This window comes from Streptomyces sp. NPDC035033 (genome assembly GCF_040636735.1).
Lineage (GTDB): Bacteria > Actinomycetota > Actinomycetes > Streptomycetales > Streptomycetaceae > Streptomyces.
The window spans coordinates 16,244-33,063 of record NZ_JBEZUZ010000091.1; the positions used below are offsets into that span (position 1 = coordinate 16,244).

A 16,820-nucleotide genomic window follows, 5' to 3' on the forward strand; every position below is an offset into this window, starting at 1 on the left:
GTCCCGGCGGAAACCGCCCGAGGGACGGTCGTCGCGGCGGAAGCCACCGGACGGACGGTCGTCACGACGCTCGAAGGAACGGCCACCGCGGTCGTCGCGGTCACGGTTGAAGCCACCGCGGTCACGGCGCTCGTAGTTGCCCCGCTCGTCGCGGGCCGGACGCTCCTCGCGGCGCTGCTCCTCGCGGGCGGCGCGCTCGGCGGCGGCAGCGGCCGCGGCGACCTCGGCCTCGGCGGCCTCGGCGACGGCGGCGACGGCGGTCTCCGGGTCCTCGCCGCGCTCGCGGGCGGCCTGGGCGACGAGGCGGTCGGCCTCCTCGCGGAGCTCGACGGCGCGGCGCTGGAGGCGCTCCAGCTGACGGGTGAGGTCGACGACCTCGCGCTCGGCCTGCTTGGCCGAGTTGTTCGCGGAGTCGGCCTGGACCTCGGTCAGCGACCGGGCGCCGGTGATCTCGGCGACCTCGGGGTCGAAGGCGCCGGCGCCGCCGACGATGTGGCGCGAGGCGTCGACGCCCGCGTCCTCCATGAGGCGGAAGATCTGACGGCGCTGGTGCGGCAGGGCCAGGGAGACCACGACGCCGGAGCGGCCGGCGCGGGCGGTGCGGCCCGAGCGGTGCAGGTAGTCCTTGTGGTCGCCGGCCGGGTCCACGTTGAGGACCAGGTCGATGCCGTCGACGTGGATGCCGCGGGCGGCGACGTCGGTGGCGACGAGGACGTTGACGTAACCGTCCTTGAAGTCGGCGAGCGTACGGGTGCGGGCGCCCTGGGTCATGCCGCCGTGCAGCGCGTCGGCCTTCACGCCGGACTCGCGCAGCTGCTCGGCGACGCGGTCGGCGCCGAGCTGGGTGCGGACGAAGATGATCGTCCGGCCCTTGCGGGCGGCGATGGCGGCGGTGACCGGGGCCTTGTCCTTCGGCTTCACGACCAGGACGTGGTGGGTCATGGTGGTGACGGCGCCGGCGGACGGGTCGACCTCGTGGGTGACCGGGTTCACCAGGTAGCGCTTGACCAGGCTGTCGATCTCGTTCTCCAGCGTGGCGGAGAAGAGGAGGCGCTGGCCGCCGGTCGGGATCTGGTCGAGGAGCTCGGTGACCTCGGGCAGGAAGCCCAGGTCGGCCATCTGATCGGCCTCGTCGAGGACGGCGACCTGGACCTGCTCCAGGGAGCAGGCGCCGCGGTTGATGATGTCGCGCAGACGGCCCGGGGTGGCGACGAGGATGTCGACGCCGCGCTCCAGGGCGTAGATCTGGTTGCCCATCGAGGTGCCGCCGCAGACGACCTTCATGCGGAGGCCGAGCACGTCGCCGTAGGGCTGGAGGGCGTCCGCGACCTGCATCGCGAGCTCACGGGTCGGGGTGAGGATGACGCCGCGGGGCTTCTTCTTCTCGGTCTCGCCGCCGGCCAGGGTGGCGAGCAGCGGGAGGCCGAAGGAGAGGGTCTTGCCGGAGCCGGTGCGGCCGCGGCCCAGGATGTCCTTGCCGGCCAGGGCGTCCGGGATGGTCGCGGCCTGGATCGGGAAGGGGGTGGTCACGCCGTTCTGCGCGAGCTTGCGGACGACGCCCTCGGGCAGGCCCAGGTCGCCGAAGGTGATCTCGGGGGTCGTGTCGGCCTCGTCGGCCTCGTCGATCAGCTCCGCGGCCTCGACGGCCTCGTCGGTGATCTCCGCGTCGTCGGCCAGCTCGACGATCTCGGTGATCTCGTCGTTCTCGGGCATGACGGTGTGGTCAGAAGTGGAAATGGACATGCGAAATGCGAAACCTTCCGGAGTCTCGGCACGCGCCCGTCAACTCCGTGTTTCGCACAAGACCGCCTCGATGCGGTCAGCCACGGCAAGGGAGAGTACGCGCCAGTCACGGCGCTCTTCGGTCGTGGCGCCGGGCAAATGGGATCAAACGATCTACCACCATACGCACTCCCCCCCGCTCAAGGCAAACCGATGCGGGTCACACCGGGCTCACCTGCGGCGACGCCGTCGGCTCGGTGGGGGCTCCGGCGTCCTCGACGGTCCCGGCGGCGCGCAGACCGCCCATCTGGGTCGAGGGTCCCTCGGTCGGCTGACCGGTCGGGTCGGTGGTCGGCTCCGGGGTGGGTTCGGGCGTCGGCTCGGGGGTGGGCTCCGGCGTCGGGGTCGGCTCCGGGGTGGGCTCCGGCGAGGGGGTGCCGCCGCCACCGCCCGGCGCGCCCCCGGCCTCGCCGCCGGTCCCGCCCGTACCGCCGCCGTCCCCGCCGCCGTTCTCCCCGGCCCCGCCCGTGCCCCCGCCGCCGCTGTCGCCGCCCGCGCCGCCGGCCGCGCCGCCCGACCCGCCCGTCCCGCCGGCCCCGCCCGGGGCGCCGCCCGTGGGGCGCGTCTGGGGCGGCGGGGTGGCGCCCGCCTCGCCCGGCTCCGGCTTCCGCTCGCCCTTCGAGGGCGAGGCGGAGGCGGACGGCGATCCGCTCGGCACCGGGGACCTGCCGCCCTCCCCCGCCGCGTCCGGTCCGCCGGCCCGGCCGCCGTCCCCGCCGCCGTACGCGCCCCCGCCGCCGTCCACGGCCCCGGAGCCGCCCTCCGGCTCGGCCGACGCGCCCGGCTTCCCCCCGGTCGCCCCCGGCGCCGGCCGGGCCCCCTCGTCGCTCACGCTCATACAGCCGCTCAGACCGGCACACGCGGCGACCGCGAGCGCGGCGGCGGCCCATCGGACACGGGTGGGGAAAGGGCGCACGAGGGCACCTCCAGGACACAGAAGGCGGGGAAGGAACGCGTCCCCCTACCCAACTCCCCGGGCGCCACAAGGGACACGGCGCGGCGACACCTTGTTCGACGCCCGCCCCCGGACCGCCCCGCCCCGGACCCCCGGCCGGCGGCCGGCGGCCGTCAGCCGTATCCCAGCGCGTGCAGCCGCTCGTCGTCGATGCCGAAGTGGTGGGCGATCTCGTGGACCACGGTGATCTCGGTCTCGGCCACGACGTCCTCGCGGGACTCGCACATCCGCAGCGTCGGCCCCCGGTAGATCGTGATCCGGTCGGGCAGCACGCCCGCGTACCACTCGCCGCGCTCGGTCAGCGGCGTCCCCTCGTAGAGCCCGAGCAGCTCCGGATCGTCCGGAGAGGGCTCGTCCTCCACGAACACGGCGACGTTGTCCATCAGCCGCGTCAGCTCCGGCGGGATCCGGTCCAGGGCCTCGGCGACGAGCTCCTCGAACTCCTCGCGCGTCATCTCCAGCACGGGCCCATTCTTCCCCCCTCGGAAACCGTTTTGGCGATACCGGCCGCCATCCCATATGCTTCTCACGTCCCCGACGCGCTGATGAAGCGCCCAGGTGGGGCCGTTAGCCCTCATCGTCTAGTGGCCCAGGACGCCGCCCTTTCAAGGCGGTAGCACGGGTTCGAATCCCGTTGGGGGCACGCAACACCCGTGCGATACTCGTATCGCACACCAGATGGTCCTGTGGAGCAGTTGGTTAGCTCGCCACCCTGTCAAGGTGGAGGTCGCGGGTTCAAGTCCCGTCAGGATCGCTGAGGTCGGAAACGGCCTCTTGGCTGGGTAGCTCAGTTGGTACGAGCGATCGCCTGAAAAGCGATAGGTCGCCGGTTCGACCCCGGCCCCAGCCACAGGAAAGGGCCCCGTTCTCACGAACGGGGCCCTTCCTCATTCCGGCTGCCGCTCGCGGGCCCGGCCGCGGCTCCGCACCGCCGCCACGAGACCGGTCGCCGCCACCGCTCCGACGAGCAGCGCCCAGTCCGGCACCGCCCGGCCCCACGCGGCGACCCGCCGCTCCACGGCGAAGGAGTCGTCCACCGAGAGCAGCCCCGGCAGCGCGGTCGTCCCGTCGAAGACCAGGAACAGCGTGCCCAGGGCCACGAAGAACAGGCCCGACACCAGCGAGGTCGAATGGACCTCGAAGCGGCCCAGCCGCAGCGGCCGGCCCCGCAGCCAGCCCCGCCGCCCCAGCTCGTACCGCTCCCACAGCAGGGCGAGGACGAACAGCGGCACCGCCATCCCCAGCGCGTACACCGCGAGGAGCAGGCCGCCGTACGCCGCGCTGCCGCTCAGCGCGGCCACCGTCAGGACGCTGCCCAGGATCGGGCCCGCGCAGAAGCCGGCCAGGCCGTAGACCAGGCCCAGGGCGTACACCGAGAGCGCCGAGACCGGGCGGATGCGGCCGCTCGCCTCCGCCAGCCGGCGGGAGGCGAAGCCCAGGCCCAGGACCTGGAGGACGCCGAGGCCGATGATCAGCCAGCCGCCGGCGGTCACCAGGAGGTCCCGGTGACCGTAGAAGAAGCGGCCCGCGAGCGAACCCGCCGCGCCCAGCGGCACGAGGGTGGTGGCGAGGCCCGCGTAGAGGATCGCGGTCCGCGCCACCAGCTTCGCCCGGCTCTGGAAGGAGTACGCGAAGAAGGCCGGCAGCAGCAGGGCGCTGCACGGGCTGAGGAGGGCGAGGAGACCGCCGAGGAACGCGGCGGAGTAGCCGATCCCGGAGGTCACCGCCCGGCCGCCTTCCCCGGAGCGGGCTTCGCCGCCTTCGCCGCCGCCTCGATCGCCTCCGTGAAGGTCTCCAGGGGCTGGGCCCCGGCGATCGGCCGGCCGTTGATCAGGAACGACGGGGTGGAGGAGGCGCCGAGCGCGTACCCCTGCTCCTGGTCCTTCCGCACGGCCTCGCGGGCCTCCTCGCCCCCGCTGTCCTTCGCGAACCGGGCCAGGTCCGGCACGCCGGCCTCCGCCGCGAGGACGCGCAGCCGCTCCGCGCCGAAGCCCTTCTCCTTGGCCCCGTCCGCGTACGCCGCCTCGTGGAACTGCCAGAAGCGGCCCTGCTGTCCGGCGGCCCAGGAGGCGCGGGCCACGGCCTCGGACTCCTCGCCGAAGATCGGGAAGTTCCGCCACTCGATGCGCAGGGTGCCCTTCTCCACGTACTTCTCCACCAGGACCGGCTCGGTGTCCCGGGCGAACTTCCCGCAGTAGCCGCACTTGAAGTCGGCGAACTCGATGAGGACGACCGGCGCGTCGGCGCGGCCCAGGGCGAGCGGGTCGGACGCGTCCCGGCGGGCGTACTTCTCCAGCTCCGGGTAGACCCCGGAGGCCGGGTCGGCGGAGACCTCGGCGACCGAGGAGGAACCGGAGGCGGACGGCCCGTCCGGCTTGGTGGCGGTGTACGAGACGAGACCGAGGAGCGCGGCGGCGACGGCCACGCCCGCGACGATCAGGACGGGACGGGTCTTGGAGGGGGTCTGGGGGCTGGACATGGGGTGCACTCTAGACACGGGCCCGGAACACTCCGTGAGCAAGGGGTTCAAGCCGCCGCAATCCGGCCATCGGGGGCTCGGAAATGGGTTCGCCGCTTCTCCGCCGCAGGTGCGATCCTGGATCCCGTATGTCTACTTCCTTCGCCGCCCTCCAGTCCGTCCTGGCCGAGGTCTCGCTGCGGGACTCCCACCGGCTCGGCCGCCGTCTCGAAGGCGCCCGCCGCATCCGCAAGCCCGAGGCCCGCGAGGCCGTCCTGGACGAGATCGCCGCCGAGGCGGCCAAGGCCAAGGAGCGCGTCGACGGGCGCGCCGCCCGCGTGCCCGAGGTCACCTATCCGGAGCAGCTCCCGGTCTCGCAGAAGAAGGACGAGATCCTGGAGGCGATACGCGACCACCAGGTCGTGATCGTCGCCGGTGAGACCGGCTCCGGCAAGACCACCCAGATCCCGAAGATCTGCCTGGAGCTGGGCCGGGGCGTCCGGGGCATGATCGGGCATACCCAGCCCCGCCGGATCGCCGCCCGCACGGTCGCCGAGCGCGTGGCCGAGGAGCTGAAGACCCCGCTGGGCGAGGCCGTCGGCTGGAAGGTGCGGTTCACCGACCAGGTGAACCCCGACGCGACCTTCGTGAAGCTGATGACGGACGGCATCCTGCTCGCCGAGATCCAGACCGACCGCGAGCTGCGCGCGTACGACACGATCATCATCGACGAGGCCCACGAGCGGTCCCTCAACATCGACTTCCTGCTCGGCTACCTGGCCCAGCTGCTGCCGAGGCGCCCCGACCTCAAGGTCGTGATCACCTCCGCGACCATCGACCCGGAGCGCTTCTCCCGCCACTTCGGCGACGCCCCGATCGTCGAGGTCTCCGGGCGCACGTATCCGGTCGAGGTCCGCTACCGGCCGCTCCTGGAGGAGGACTCCGACGAGTCCGACCGGGACCAGATCACCGCCATCTGCGACGCCGTCGACGAGCTCCGGAAGGAGGGGCCGGGCGACATCCTGGTCTTCCTCTCCGGCGAGCGGGAGATCCGCGACACCGCGGACGCGCTGACGAAGAAGAAGCTCTTCGACACCGAGATCCTGCCGCTGTACGCCCGGCTCTCCCACGCCGAGCAGCACCGGGTCTTCCAGGCGCACTCCGGCCGCCGGATCGTGCTCGCCACCAACGTCGCCGAGACCTCGCTGACCGTCCCCGGCATCAAGTACGTGATCGACCCGGGCACCGCCCGCATCTCGCGCTACTCGCACCGCACCAAGGTCCAGCGCCTCCCGATCGAGGCGATCTCGCAGGCCAGCGCCAACCAGCGCAAGGGCCGCTGCGGCCGTACCAGCGACGGCATCTGCATCCGGCTGTACTCCGAGGACGACTTCCTCACCCGGCCGGAGTTCACGGACGCCGAGATCCTGCGGACGAACCTGGCCTCCGTCATCCTCCAGATGACCGCGGCCGGCCTCGGCGAGATCGAGAAGTTCCCCTTCATCGACCCGCCGGACCACCGCAACATCCGGGACGGCGTCCAGCTCCTCCAGGAGCTCGGCGCGCTCGACCCCGACCAGAAGGACCCGAAGAAGCGGCTCACCCAGCTCGGCCGGAAGCTCTCCCAGCTCCCCGTCGACCCACGGCTCGCCCGCATGGTCCTGGAGGCCGACAAGAACGGCTGCGCCCGCGAGGTCATGGTGATCGCGGCCGCGCTCTCCATCCAGGACCCGCGCGAACGGCCCTCCGACAAGCAGACGCAGGCCGACCAGCAGCACGCCCGCTTCAAGGACGAGACCAGCGACTTCCTCGCCTTCCTCAACCTGTGGCGGTACGTCCGCGAGCAGCAGAAGGAGCGCGGTTCGAGCTCCTTCCGCCGGATGTGCAAGCAGGAGTACCTGAACTTCCTGCGCATCCGCGAGTGGCAGGACATCTACTCCCAGCTGCGGACGGTCGCCAAGCAGATGGGGATCCACCTCAACGAGGAGGACGCCCCCGAGCACGCCGTCCACGTCTCGCTCCTCTCCGGCCTCCTCAGCCACATCGGCCTGAAGGACGTGAAGGAGTCCAAGGACGGCGCCGCGAAGGACGGCCGGCGCGAGGGCACCCGGAACGAGTACCTGGGCGCCCGGAACGCCAAGTTCGCGATCTTCCCGGGCTCGGCGCTCTTCAAGAAGCCGCCGCGGATGGTGATGTCCGCCGAGCTGGTGGAGACCTCCCGGCTCTGGGCGCGGGTGAACGCGCGGATCGAGCCCGAGTGGGTCGAGCCGCTCGCCCAGCACCTGGTGAAGAAGACGTACAGCGAGCCGCACTGGGAGAAGGACCAGGCGGCCGTGATGGCGTACGAGAAGGTGACGCTGTACGGCGTCCCGATCGTCGCCGACCGCAAGGTGAACTACGGCCGGATCGACCCCGAGGTCTCCCGCGAGCTGTTCATCCGCAACGCGCTCGTGGAGGGCGACTGGCGCACCCACCACAAGTTCTTCGCCGACAACCGCAAGCTGCTCACCGAGGTCGAGGAGCTGGAGCACCGGGCCCGGCGCCGGGACATCCTCGTCGACGACGAGACGCTCTTCGACTTCTACGACAAGCGGGTCCCCGAACACGTCGTGTCCGGCGCCCACTTCGACTCGTGGTGGAAGCACAAGCGGCGCGAGGAGCCGGAGTTCCTCGACTTCGAGCGCGAGATGCTCATCAACGAGAAGGCCGGGGTTGTCACCAAGGACGACTACCCGGACTCGTGGCGGCAGGGCGCGCTCAAGTTCCGGGTGACGTACCAGTTCGAGCCGGGCGCGGACGCGGACGGCGTGACCGTCCACGTGCCGCTCCAGGTGCTGAACCAGGTGACGGACGAGGGCTTCGACTGGCAGATCCCCGGCCTGCGCGAGGAGGTCGTCACCGAGCTGATCCGCTCGCTGCCGAAGCCGATCCGCCGCCACTACGTGCCCGCGCCGAACTACGCCGGCCGGTTCCTGGACGCGGTCGTGCCCGTGCAGGAACCGCTGACGACGGCGCTCGCGCGCGAGCTCCAGCGGATGGTCGGGGTCCCGGTGACGCCGGAGGACTTCGACTGGGCGAAGGTCCCCGAGCACCTCAAGATCACCTTCCGGATCGTCGACGAGCGGCGCCGGAAGCTCGCCGAGGACAAGGACCTGGAGGCGCTGCGCCTGAAGCTGCGACCCAAGGCCCGTCAGGCGCTCTCCAAGGCCGCCCAGGCGGCCACGGCGGGCCCGGACGGCTCCGGCCCCTCCCTGGAGCGCTCGGGGCTGAAGGACTGGACGATCGGGACGCTCGTGAAGGTCTTCGAGACCAAGCGGGGCGGGCAGCCGGTGAAGGCGTACCCGGCGCTGGTCGACGAGGGCGACTCCGTCGCCGTACGGCTCTTCGACTCGGAGGCCGAGCAGGCGCGGGCGATGTGGCGGGGCACCCGGAAGCTGATCATGCTGAACATCCCGGTGAACCCGGCGAAGTTCGCCTCCGACAAGCTCACCAACCAGCAGAAGCTGGCCCTGTCGGCCAACCCGCACGGTTCGATCCAGGCGCTGTTCGACGACTGCGCCACCGCGGCCGCCGACCGGCTGATCGCGGACCACGGCGGCCCGGTGTGGGACGAGGCGTCCTTCCGGAAGCTGTACGACGAGGTCCGCGCCGACCTGGTGGAGCTGACGATCCGCACGGTGGGCCAGGTCCAGCAGGTCCTGGCCGCCTGGCAGGCGTGCGAGCGGCGGCTGAAGGCCACCACGAGCCCGGCGCTGCTGCCGAACCTCCAGGACGTGCGGAAGCAGCTGGACTGGCTCGTGCCGGCCGGTTTCGTGACCCGGACGGGGCTGAAGCGGCTGCCGGACCTGATGCGCTACCTGGTGGCGGTGGACCGGCGGCTCCAGCAGATGCCGACCGGGGTCCAGCGGGACACCACCCGGATGGAGAAGGTCCACGAGATGCTCGACGAGTACGCGTGGCTCCTGGAGCAGCTGCCGAAGGGGCGGCCGGTGCCGGCGGAGGTCACGGACATCCGCTGGATGATCGAGGAGCTGCGGGTGAGCTACTTCGCGCACGCGCTGGGCACCGCCCACCCGGTCTCGGACAAGCGGATCGTGAAGGCCATCGACGCGGCGGTCCCGCAGCCGGCGCGGTAGCCGTCCGGGCCCCGGCACCGGCCGGGGCCCGGTAGCGGAACGCTCGCCGTCGGTGAGTTCGACCAGACCGCTGACCTGCTGTACAGTTTTCCTCGCAGCCACGCACCAGCGGTTGCGAAGGTCCTGTGGAGCAGTTGGTTAGCTCGCCACCCTGTCAAGGTGGAGGTCGCGGGTTCAAGTCCCGTCAGGATCGCGTTCACGGAAGGCCCGCATCGTCTCGATGCGGGCCTTCTTCGTCGTGCCGCTCCGCGCCGCCCCGACGCTTCAACTCCACTCGAACGGGGGACGAAAGTCCCATCGCCCGGTGACCAACGACGGGTTGGGGGAGGATGCCGGGGGTGGGAGGCTGTTCTGTGGCAAGCCTCCGGCAGTGTGACGGGAGTCACTGAAAGTCCCTCAGGAACCCCCTCATTTACGCGCTCCCTACAACGGCTCAATTTAATATGTGCAATTGCACCCACGTCCGACAGGTGTTCGGGGTGCGCAAACGACGATCGCGCTGGACCCGGCGGAGTCCAGCGCGATCGGTGACGGTGGCCTGTTGGGGCAGGAGCCGTCGGCAGAGCTGTGGGTGGGCGACCGGATTGGGGGACCCGGACAGGCCCGGTACTACGGGGTGTTGCGCGTCTCGCCGAAGCCTCAGGCCTCGCTGCGCTGCTGCGGAATGCCCGCCAGCAGGGCGCGAACCTCGGCCTCGCGGTACCGGCGGTGCCCACCCAGGGTGCGGATGGACGTGAGCTTGCCGGCCTTGGCCCAGCGGGTCACCGTCTTCGGGTCCACGCGGAACATCGTGGCGACCTCGGCAGGGGTCAGCAGCGGCTCGGCATCAGGGGTGCGAGCGGTCATGAGCGGCCTCCTCGGGAGAACCGAACCTTCTCGGTTCTTTCCTCTAAATTCTGCACCTTGACCCGCCTTGCCCGAAATGGCAGAAGCGGGCCGAGTCGGTTATAGGACGAACGGCTTGTCCTCGGCACTACAACTACACCATCCGTCCAGCCGCGTCGGCCAAACCGATGGAATTGCCCTCGCAGGTGTTCATCAGCGGCGGAAGTCGACTGACCATGCCATAACGGACAGTCACGCCACTGTGACGATCAGTCACAGAGCGATCAGGAGTCCTCAGACCCCCCATAGAGTGCAATGCTGAGCGTTCCGCCCATAGTTGGACGGAAGGAACCCTCCCCGGACTCCTTGTCCTATTTTGGCACGAGGGTAGGCGATCGACGCAAGGGTACGTTTAGTGCTGTCCGTCACCCTTGAGCCAAAGGCCCGGTTCAGGACCAACGTCCCGCCGGATCCGGCCAGATCGATCCGGCCAGCGGTCCCGAAGATCATTTACCCCGGTGGCACATGTCTTGTCCATGCCGACCTGACGAAGATGCCCGGCCTATGTCAATTCGCGTGCCGCAGGTCCCTGACGGCCCGCCAGCGCTCCGCCAGCCGGGCGTACACCTCGCCCGCCGCGTCCTCGTCCCCCGCCCGCAGCGCCGCGAGCCCCTCCGCCACGTCCGCCGCCGACCGGTCCGCCGCCAGCCGGTCCTCCCCCACCGCGTGCACGAGCCCGCCGTAGTCCAGCTCCACGAGCGCCCGCGGGTGGAACTCCTCCAGCCAGCGCCCCACGTCGATCAGCCCCTGCGTCATCGGGCCCTCGTCCACCGAGTCCCGCAGCGCGCGCAGCGCCCGCGCGAGCCGCCGCCGCGCCTGCGCCATCGTCGTCCGGTAGCGCAGCACCGCCGCCCGGCCCGCCGCCCGGTCCCCCGCCTCGTACCGCCGCTCCTCGTCCCCGAAGAGCGCGAACCAGCGCAGCGGCACCTGCCACACCGCCGTCCGGATCCACGGCCGCGCGTCCGGGTTCCGCGCCAGCCACCGCTCGTGGTCCGCCGCCACCTGGGCCCGCACCACCGGCGGCAGCATCGCGTCGAGCACCGGCGCCGGCAGCCCGCTCTCCGTCAGGTCCCGCAGCGCCAGCCAGCTCCGCAGCCGGGTCCGCCACGGGCAGATCACCACCACCCCGTCCAGGTGCGCCACGAACGCCTCGCCGCTCTCGTGCACCGGCACCGGCACCGGCGGCACCGGCACCAGGTCCGCCAGCGAGCGCCGCAGCTCCTCCTGGGCCCCCGGGGTGCGCGGCCGGCGGGCGTACCGCGCCCAGTGGGTCCGCTCCGGCTCGGGGAACGCGGCCAGCGGCTCGTACACCCGCAGATAGGAGGCGTACGGGACGAGCAGGGTGGAGTCGACCGACATGCCGGGAATCCTTCCACGGGGGTACTTCCCCAGGGGGTGATCCGGCCCACTTCGCCCTTCCTACGCCCAGGTAGGACTTAATCTCGTGGCGCAATGGTCCTCCCCCACCCGCAGGGGGGACCTCCCGCCGCTTCGTACTTGGGAGTCACCACCGTGACCGCTGTATCCGACGGCGTCCTGCACACCCTGTTCCACTCGGAGCAGGGGGGACACGAGCACGTCGTGCTCTGCCAGGACCGCGCCACCGGCCTCAAGGCCGTCATCGCCCTGCACAACACCGCCCTCGGCCCCGCCCTCGGCGGCACCCGCTTCTACCCGTACGCGACCGAGGCCGAGGCCGTCGCCGACGCCCTCAACCTCTCGCGCGGCATGTCGTACAAGAACGCCATGGCCGGGCTCGACCACGGCGGCGGCAAGGCCGTGATCATCGGCGACCCCGAGCAGATCAAGACCGAGGAGCTCCTCCTCGCCTACGGCCGCTTCGTCGCCTCCCTCGGCGGGCGCTACGTGACCGCCTGCGACGTCGGCACCTACGTCGCCGACATGGACGTCGTGGCCCGGACGAACCGGTGGACCACCGGCCGCTCCCCGGCGAACGGCGGCGCCGGCGACTCCTCCGTCCTCACCGCCTTCGGCGTCTTCCAGGGCATGCGCGCCTCCGCCCAGCACCTGTGGGGCGACCCGACCCTGCGCGGCCGGAAGGTCGGCGTCGCCGGCGTCGGCAAGGTCGGCCACTACCTCGTCGAGCACCTGCTCTCCGACGGGGCCGAGGTCGTCATCACCGACGTCCGCGAGGAGTCGGTGCGCCGGATCACCGAGAAGTTCCCGCAGGTCCGGGTCGTCGCCGACACCGACGCCCTGATCCGCGTCGAGGGCCTCGACGTCTACGCCCCCTGCGCGCTCGGCGGCGCCCTGAACGACGACACCGTCCCGGTCCTCACCGCGAAGGTGGTCTGCGGCGCGGCCAACAACCAGCTCGCGCACCCCGGCGTCGAGAAGGACCTGGAGGAGCGCGGCATCCTCTACGCCCCCGACTACGTGGTGAACGCCGGCGGCGTGATCCAGGTCGCCGACGAGCTGCACGGCTTCGACTTCGACCGCTGCAAGGCCAAGGCGACGAAGATCTTCGACACCACCCTGGAGATCTTCGCACGTGCGAAGGCCGACGGCATTCCGCCGGCCGCCGCCGCCGACCGGATCGCCGAGCAGCGGATGGCCGAGGCCCGGAGCGGCCTGGTCTGACGGTTCCGGGGGGCCGGCCGGGACGCCGTCCGGGAGACTTCGCTCACGCCGGTCGGCGGGTCGGCTCCCCAGAAGAGGTTAAAATCGCGATTGACCAGCGAGGAAAGGGCACCTCGATGGTTCTGTACCGGGGTATGTGATGCGCGCGGCGTACCGTAGACCCGAGGAAACAGGTACCGTTGAAGCCCTACGGACCGGTCTCTCCACCGAGAGCCCGTTTCGCATCATGAACGCGTGTCAAGACTCTGGGGCCAGCGAGCCCCGTCACCGAGGGGGTCGAGCCATGGGGCGCGGCCGGGCAAAGGCCAAGCAGACCAAGGTCGCCCGCCAGCTGAAGTACAGCAGCGGCGGGACCGACCTGGCGCGTCTGGCCCATGAACTGGGCGCTTCGACTTCGAACCAGCCGCCGAATGGCGAGCCGTTCGAGGACGACGACGAGGAAGACGACCCGTACGCGCAGTACGCGGATCTTTACAACACGGACGACGAGGACGAGGACGACGAGTCCGGTCCGCACTCGTCGCGTCGCGCTTGACCTTCTGAAGACCGAAACCCGGTCCGGGCTGCCCGGACCGGGTTTTCGCGCTGCTCCGGGCCGCCCGGGCGGCGCGCCGGTGCCGTACGGGACGCAGAGGGGCACCCCGGAGGATTCCGGGGTGCCCCTCTGCGTCGTTCCGGCGTCCTGACTACTTCGCGTAGTCGCCGACCAGCTCCGCGCCGGTGGTCTTCTCGCCGCGCTCGGTGATCTCGCCGGCGACCCAGGCGTCGAGCCCGCGGTCGGCCAGCGTGGCGAGGGCGGCGTCGACCGACTCGGCGGGGACGACGGCCATCATGCCGACGCCCATGTTGAGGGTCTTCTCCAGCTCCAGGCGCTCCACCTGGCCGGCGGTGCCGACGAGGTCGAAGATCGCGCCCGGGGTCCACGTGGAGCGGTCCACGGTGGCGTGCAGCCCGTCCGGGATCACCCGGGCGAGGTTGGCCGCGAGGCCGCCGCCGGTGATGTGGCTGAAGGCGTGCACCTCGGTGGTCCGGGTGAGCGCCAGGCAGTCGAGCGAGTAGATCCTCGTCGGCTCCAGGAGCTCCTCGCCGAGGGTCCGGCCCAGCTCCTCGACCCGCTGGTCGAGGCGCATGCCGGCCCGGTCGAAGACCACGTGCCGGACGAGCGAGTACCCGTTGGAGTGAAGCCCGGAGGAGGCCATGGCGATGACCGCGTCCCCCGTACGGATGCGATCGGCGCCGAGGAGACGGTCGTGCTCGACGACGCCGGTGCCCGCGCCGGCCACGTCGAAGTCGTCCGGGCCGAGGAGGCCCGGGTGCTCCGCGGTCTCGCCGCCGACCAGGGCGCAGCCGGCCAGGACGCAGCCCTCGGCGATGCCCTTGACGATGGCGGCGACCCGCTCCGGGTGGACCTTGCCCACGCAGATGTAGTCGGTCATGAAGAGCGGCTCGGCGCCGCAGACGACGATGTCGTCCATGACCATGGCGACCAGGTCGTGGCCGATGGTGTCGTACACGCCCATCTGGCGGGCGATGTCGACCTTCGTGCCGACGCCGTCGGTGGCCGAGGCGAGCAGCGGACGCTCGTAGCGCTTGAGGGCGGAGGCGTCGAAGAGGCCGGCGAAGCCGCCGAGGCCGCCGAGGACCTCGGGGCGCTGCGTCTTCTTCACCCACTCCTTCATGAGCTCGACGGCGCGGTCGCCCGCCTCGATGTCGACGCCCGCAGAGGCGTAGCTGGCGCCGCCTGCGGCACTGGCAGTCTGAGACATGGGGTTCAGAGCTTTCGTGTCGTTACTGCGTCACTGCGGGGGTGCAGCGGGGGCTGTCACGGACGGCGCAGGGCGTCGGCGGCCGCGGTGGCGGCGGGGCCGGCGGCCAGCTCCGTCTCCAGGAGCTGCTTGCCGAGCAGCTCGGGGTCGGGCAGCTCCATCGGGTACTCGCCGTCGAAGCAGGCGCGGCAGAGGTTCGGCTTGGCGATGGTGGTCGCCTCGACCATCCCCTCCAGGGAGATGTACGAGAGCGAGTCCGCGCCGAGCGACTTGCCGATCTCGTCGACGGACATGCCGTTGGCGATCAGTTCCGCGCGGGTGGCGAAGTCGATGCCGAAGAAGCAGGGCCACTTGACCGGGGGCGAGGAGATCCGGATGTGGACCTCGGCGGCGCCGGCCTCGCGGAGCATGCGGACCAGGGCGCGCTGGGTGTTGCCGCGGACGATCGAGTCGTCCACGACCACGAGCCGCTTCCCCTTGATGACTTCCTTGAGGGGGTTCAGCTTCAGCCGGATGCCCAGCTGGCGGATGGTCTGCGAGGGCTGGATGAAGGTGCGGCCGACGTAGGCGTTCTTCACCAGGCCGGCGCCGAAGGGGATGCCGGACGCCTCCGCGTAGCCGATGGCGGCGGGGGTGCCGGACTCCGGCGTCGCTATGACCAGGTCGGCCTCGACCGGCGCCTCCTTGGCGAGGCGGCGGCCCATCTCCACGCGGGAGAGGTAGACGTTCCGGCCGGCGATGTCGGTGTCGGGACGCGCCAGGTACACGTACTCGAAGACACAGCCCTTGGGCTTCGCTTCCGCGAATCGCGAGGTGCGGATGCCGTTCTCGTCGATCGCGATCAGCTCGCCCGGCTCGACCTCGCGGACGAAGCTGGCGCCGCAGATGTCGAGGGCGGCGGACTCGGACGCGACCACCCAGCCGCGCTCCAGCCGGCCGAGGACCAGCGGGCGGATGCCCTGCGGGTCGCGGGCGGCGTAGAGCGTGTGCTCGTCCATGAAGACGAGGGAGAAGGCGCCCCGGACCTCGGGGAGGACCTTCGCGGCGGCCTGCTCGATGGTGAGCGGCGTGCCGTCCTCGTCGACCTGGCCGGCGAGGAGCGCCGTGACCAGGTCGGTGTCGTTGGTGGCGGCGACCTGGGTGGCGCGGCCGTCCTTCTTGGGGAGGTCGGCGACCATCTCGGCCAGCTGCGCCGTGTTCACCAGGTTGCCGTTGTGGCCGAGCGCCAGCGAACCGTGGGCGGTGGCCCGGAAGGTCGGCTGGGCGTTCTCCCACACGGAGGCCCCGGTGGTCGAGTAGCGGGCGTGACCGACCGCGATATGACCTTGGAGGGAGCCGAGAGAGGTCTCGTCGAAGACCTGGGACACGAGGCCCATGTCCTTGAAGACGAGGATCTGGGAGCCGTTGCTGACCGCGATTCCCGCGGATTCCTGACCCCGATGCTGGAGGGCGTAGAGCCCGAAGTACGTGAGCTTTGCGACCTCTTCACCCGGAGCCCAGACACCGAAGACGCCACACGCGTCCTGGGGGCCTTTCTCGCCGGGAAGCAGGTCGTGATTGAGTCGACCGTCACCACGTGGCACGTCTTCGAGTCTAGGGGACCTCGACCACTGGTCCGAATTGGGGAACGGAGCGTGAGCGGCGCTCGTACGATCGCACTAAGAGATCGTCGCGAACTTGGAGGGGCCTACAAGGCAGGTGGGAAAAGGGTTCCGGGCGTCGGAGGCACTGCCGAGCGGACGCTCGTCCCAGCCCGCACCCCGCCCTCCGATGTGACGCAGAACGCAGTGACCGGGGGTTTCACGGGCGTTTCGATCATGCGAACTACGCGCGTGGACCCGGGGGAAGGGCGTTGACGGCCCCGCCCGTCCCGGCGAGGCTCCTTGCTCATGCAGCCCTCGCGTGACCGCTCGGTCACCCTCGTCCAGCGCCGGCACGTGGACCTCGTCCGTGTCGCGAGCGCCGGCTGTCGCCGCGCCTGACCGGCCCCGGGCCGATCCGCCCGCCGCGCGGCCCGGTCGCGCGCCCCGCCCGCTCCCCGTGCCCCGCGCACGTCCCTCCCCCGCACGCCTTCCCTCCGCACGCCCGGCCGCGGCGCCGTCCCCGCCCGCCGGACGCCGGAGCCGTGCCCGTACGCCCTCCTGGAGACGCACCATGTCCACGCCCCTGTCCCGCCGGGCCTTCGGCGGAGCCGCCGCCGGTGCCGCCGCCGCGGCCGCCCTCGGCACCGCGCCCGC

At 71.5% G+C, this 16,820-nt stretch carries 13 protein-coding genes and 4 tRNA genes; 8 read left to right on the forward strand and 9 right to left on the reverse strand.

Features of this window, described 5'->3' with window-relative positions:
- From AB0E83_RS28605 to AB0E83_RS28615, 3 genes are all read right to left on the reverse strand, one after another.
- Positions 1–1,743: DEAD/DEAH box helicase (locus tag AB0E83_RS28605; RefSeq protein WP_362117974.1), on the reverse strand; the 1,743-nt coding region annotated here is incomplete at its 3' end.
- Positions 1,744–1,942: 199 nt separating this feature from the next.
- Entirely contained in the window at positions 1,943–2,620 is a 678-nt protein-coding gene (locus AB0E83_RS28610) for a hypothetical protein (RefSeq protein ID WP_362117977.1), read from the reverse strand.
- A gap of 230 nt (positions 2,621–2,850) precedes the next feature.
- Positions 2,851–3,201 (reverse strand): metallopeptidase family protein, encoded by a 351-nt coding sequence (locus AB0E83_RS28615; RefSeq protein ID WP_030496497.1) that lies wholly within the window; start codon positions 3,199–3,201, stop codon positions 2,851–2,853.
- 106 nt (positions 3,202–3,307) lie between these two features.
- On the opposite strand from AB0E83_RS28615, the gene AB0E83_RS28620 reads away from it, so the two are divergent.
- From AB0E83_RS28620 to AB0E83_RS28630, 3 genes are all read left to right on the forward strand, one after another.
- Positions 3,308–3,380: transfer RNA gene (locus AB0E83_RS28620), tRNA-Glu, on the forward strand.
- Positions 3,381–3,417: 37 nt separating this feature from the next.
- Positions 3,418–3,491 (forward strand) — tRNA-Asp (locus AB0E83_RS28625).
- 22 nt (positions 3,492–3,513) lie between these two features.
- A tRNA-Phe gene (locus AB0E83_RS28630) sits at positions 3,514–3,587 on the forward strand.
- Positions 3,588–3,624: 37 nt separating this feature from the next.
- On the opposite strand, the gene AB0E83_RS28635 is transcribed toward AB0E83_RS28630, so the two are convergent.
- Together AB0E83_RS28635 and AB0E83_RS28640 are read right to left on the reverse strand one after the other, a co-directional pair.
- Complete coding sequence (locus AB0E83_RS28635; protein WP_362117980.1) at positions 3,625–4,461, reverse strand: cytochrome c biogenesis CcdA family protein; 837 nt, start codon at positions 4,459–4,461, stop codon at positions 3,625–3,627.
- On the reverse strand, positions 4,458–5,216 hold the full coding sequence (locus tag AB0E83_RS28640; RefSeq protein ID WP_362117983.1) for a thioredoxin domain-containing protein: 759 nt from the start codon (positions 5,214–5,216) through the stop codon (positions 4,458–4,460). Before AB0E83_RS28640 ends, AB0E83_RS28635 begins: the two co-directional genes overlap by 4 nt.
- Positions 5,217–5,344: 128 nt before the next feature.
- Here AB0E83_RS28640 and hrpA point away from each other — a divergent pair, with 128 nt between their 5' ends.
- Positions 5,345–9,331 carry an ATP-dependent RNA helicase HrpA gene (gene hrpA / locus AB0E83_RS28645; protein ID WP_362117986.1) on the forward strand — a complete coding sequence of 1,329 codons (3,987 nt, stop codon included), beginning with the start codon at positions 5,345–5,347 and terminating at the stop codon, positions 9,329–9,331.
- A gap of 119 nt (positions 9,332–9,450) precedes the next feature.
- A tRNA-Asp gene (locus AB0E83_RS28650) sits at positions 9,451–9,524 on the forward strand.
- Between the two features lie 446 nt (positions 9,525–9,970).
- Here AB0E83_RS28650 and bldC read toward each other — a convergent pair.
- Both bldC and AB0E83_RS28660 read right to left on the reverse strand, forming a co-directional pair.
- Entirely contained in the window at positions 9,971–10,177 is a 207-nt protein-coding gene (gene bldC, locus AB0E83_RS28655; protein ID WP_003949541.1) for a developmental transcriptional regulator BldC, read from the reverse strand.
- Positions 10,178–10,723: 546 nt separating this feature from the next.
- On the reverse strand, positions 10,724–11,575 hold the full coding sequence (locus tag AB0E83_RS28660; protein ID WP_362117989.1) for a hypothetical protein: 852 nt from the start codon (positions 11,573–11,575) through the stop codon (positions 10,724–10,726).
- Positions 11,576–11,668: 93 nt separating this feature from the next.
- On the opposite strand from AB0E83_RS28660, the gene AB0E83_RS28665 reads away from it, so the two are divergent.
- Both AB0E83_RS28665 and AB0E83_RS28670 read left to right on the forward strand, forming a co-directional pair.
- Positions 11,669–12,817, forward strand: coding sequence for a Glu/Leu/Phe/Val dehydrogenase dimerization domain-containing protein (locus AB0E83_RS28665; RefSeq protein WP_362117992.1), 1,149 nt, complete (start codon positions 11,669–11,671; stop codon positions 12,815–12,817).
- A 283-nt stretch (positions 12,818–13,100) separates the two neighbouring features.
- The gene (locus AB0E83_RS28670) at positions 13,101–13,352 is read left to right on the forward strand and encodes a DUF3073 domain-containing protein (RefSeq protein WP_030496504.1); all 252 of its coding nucleotides are present in this window, start codon (positions 13,101–13,103) and stop codon (positions 13,350–13,352) included.
- A 151-nt stretch (positions 13,353–13,503) separates the two neighbouring features.
- On the opposite strand, the gene purM is transcribed toward AB0E83_RS28670, so the two are convergent.
- Together purM and purF are read right to left on the reverse strand one after the other, a co-directional pair.
- The gene (purM, locus tag AB0E83_RS28675; protein ID WP_362117995.1) at positions 13,504–14,583 is read right to left on the reverse strand and encodes a phosphoribosylformylglycinamidine cyclo-ligase; all 1,080 of its coding nucleotides are present in this window, start codon (positions 14,581–14,583) and stop codon (positions 13,504–13,506) included.
- 56 nt (positions 14,584–14,639) lie between these two features.
- Entirely contained in the window at positions 14,640–16,166 is a 1,527-nt protein-coding gene (gene purF / locus AB0E83_RS28680) for an amidophosphoribosyltransferase (RefSeq protein ID WP_319011673.1), read from the reverse strand.
- A gap of 306 nt (positions 16,167–16,472) precedes the next feature.
- Here purF and AB0E83_RS28685 point away from each other — a divergent pair, with 306 nt between their 5' ends.
- Entirely contained in the window at positions 16,473–16,565 is a 93-nt protein-coding gene (locus tag AB0E83_RS28685) for a putative leader peptide (RefSeq protein ID WP_321193170.1), read from the forward strand.
- Positions 16,566–16,820: the final 255 nt, after the last annotated feature.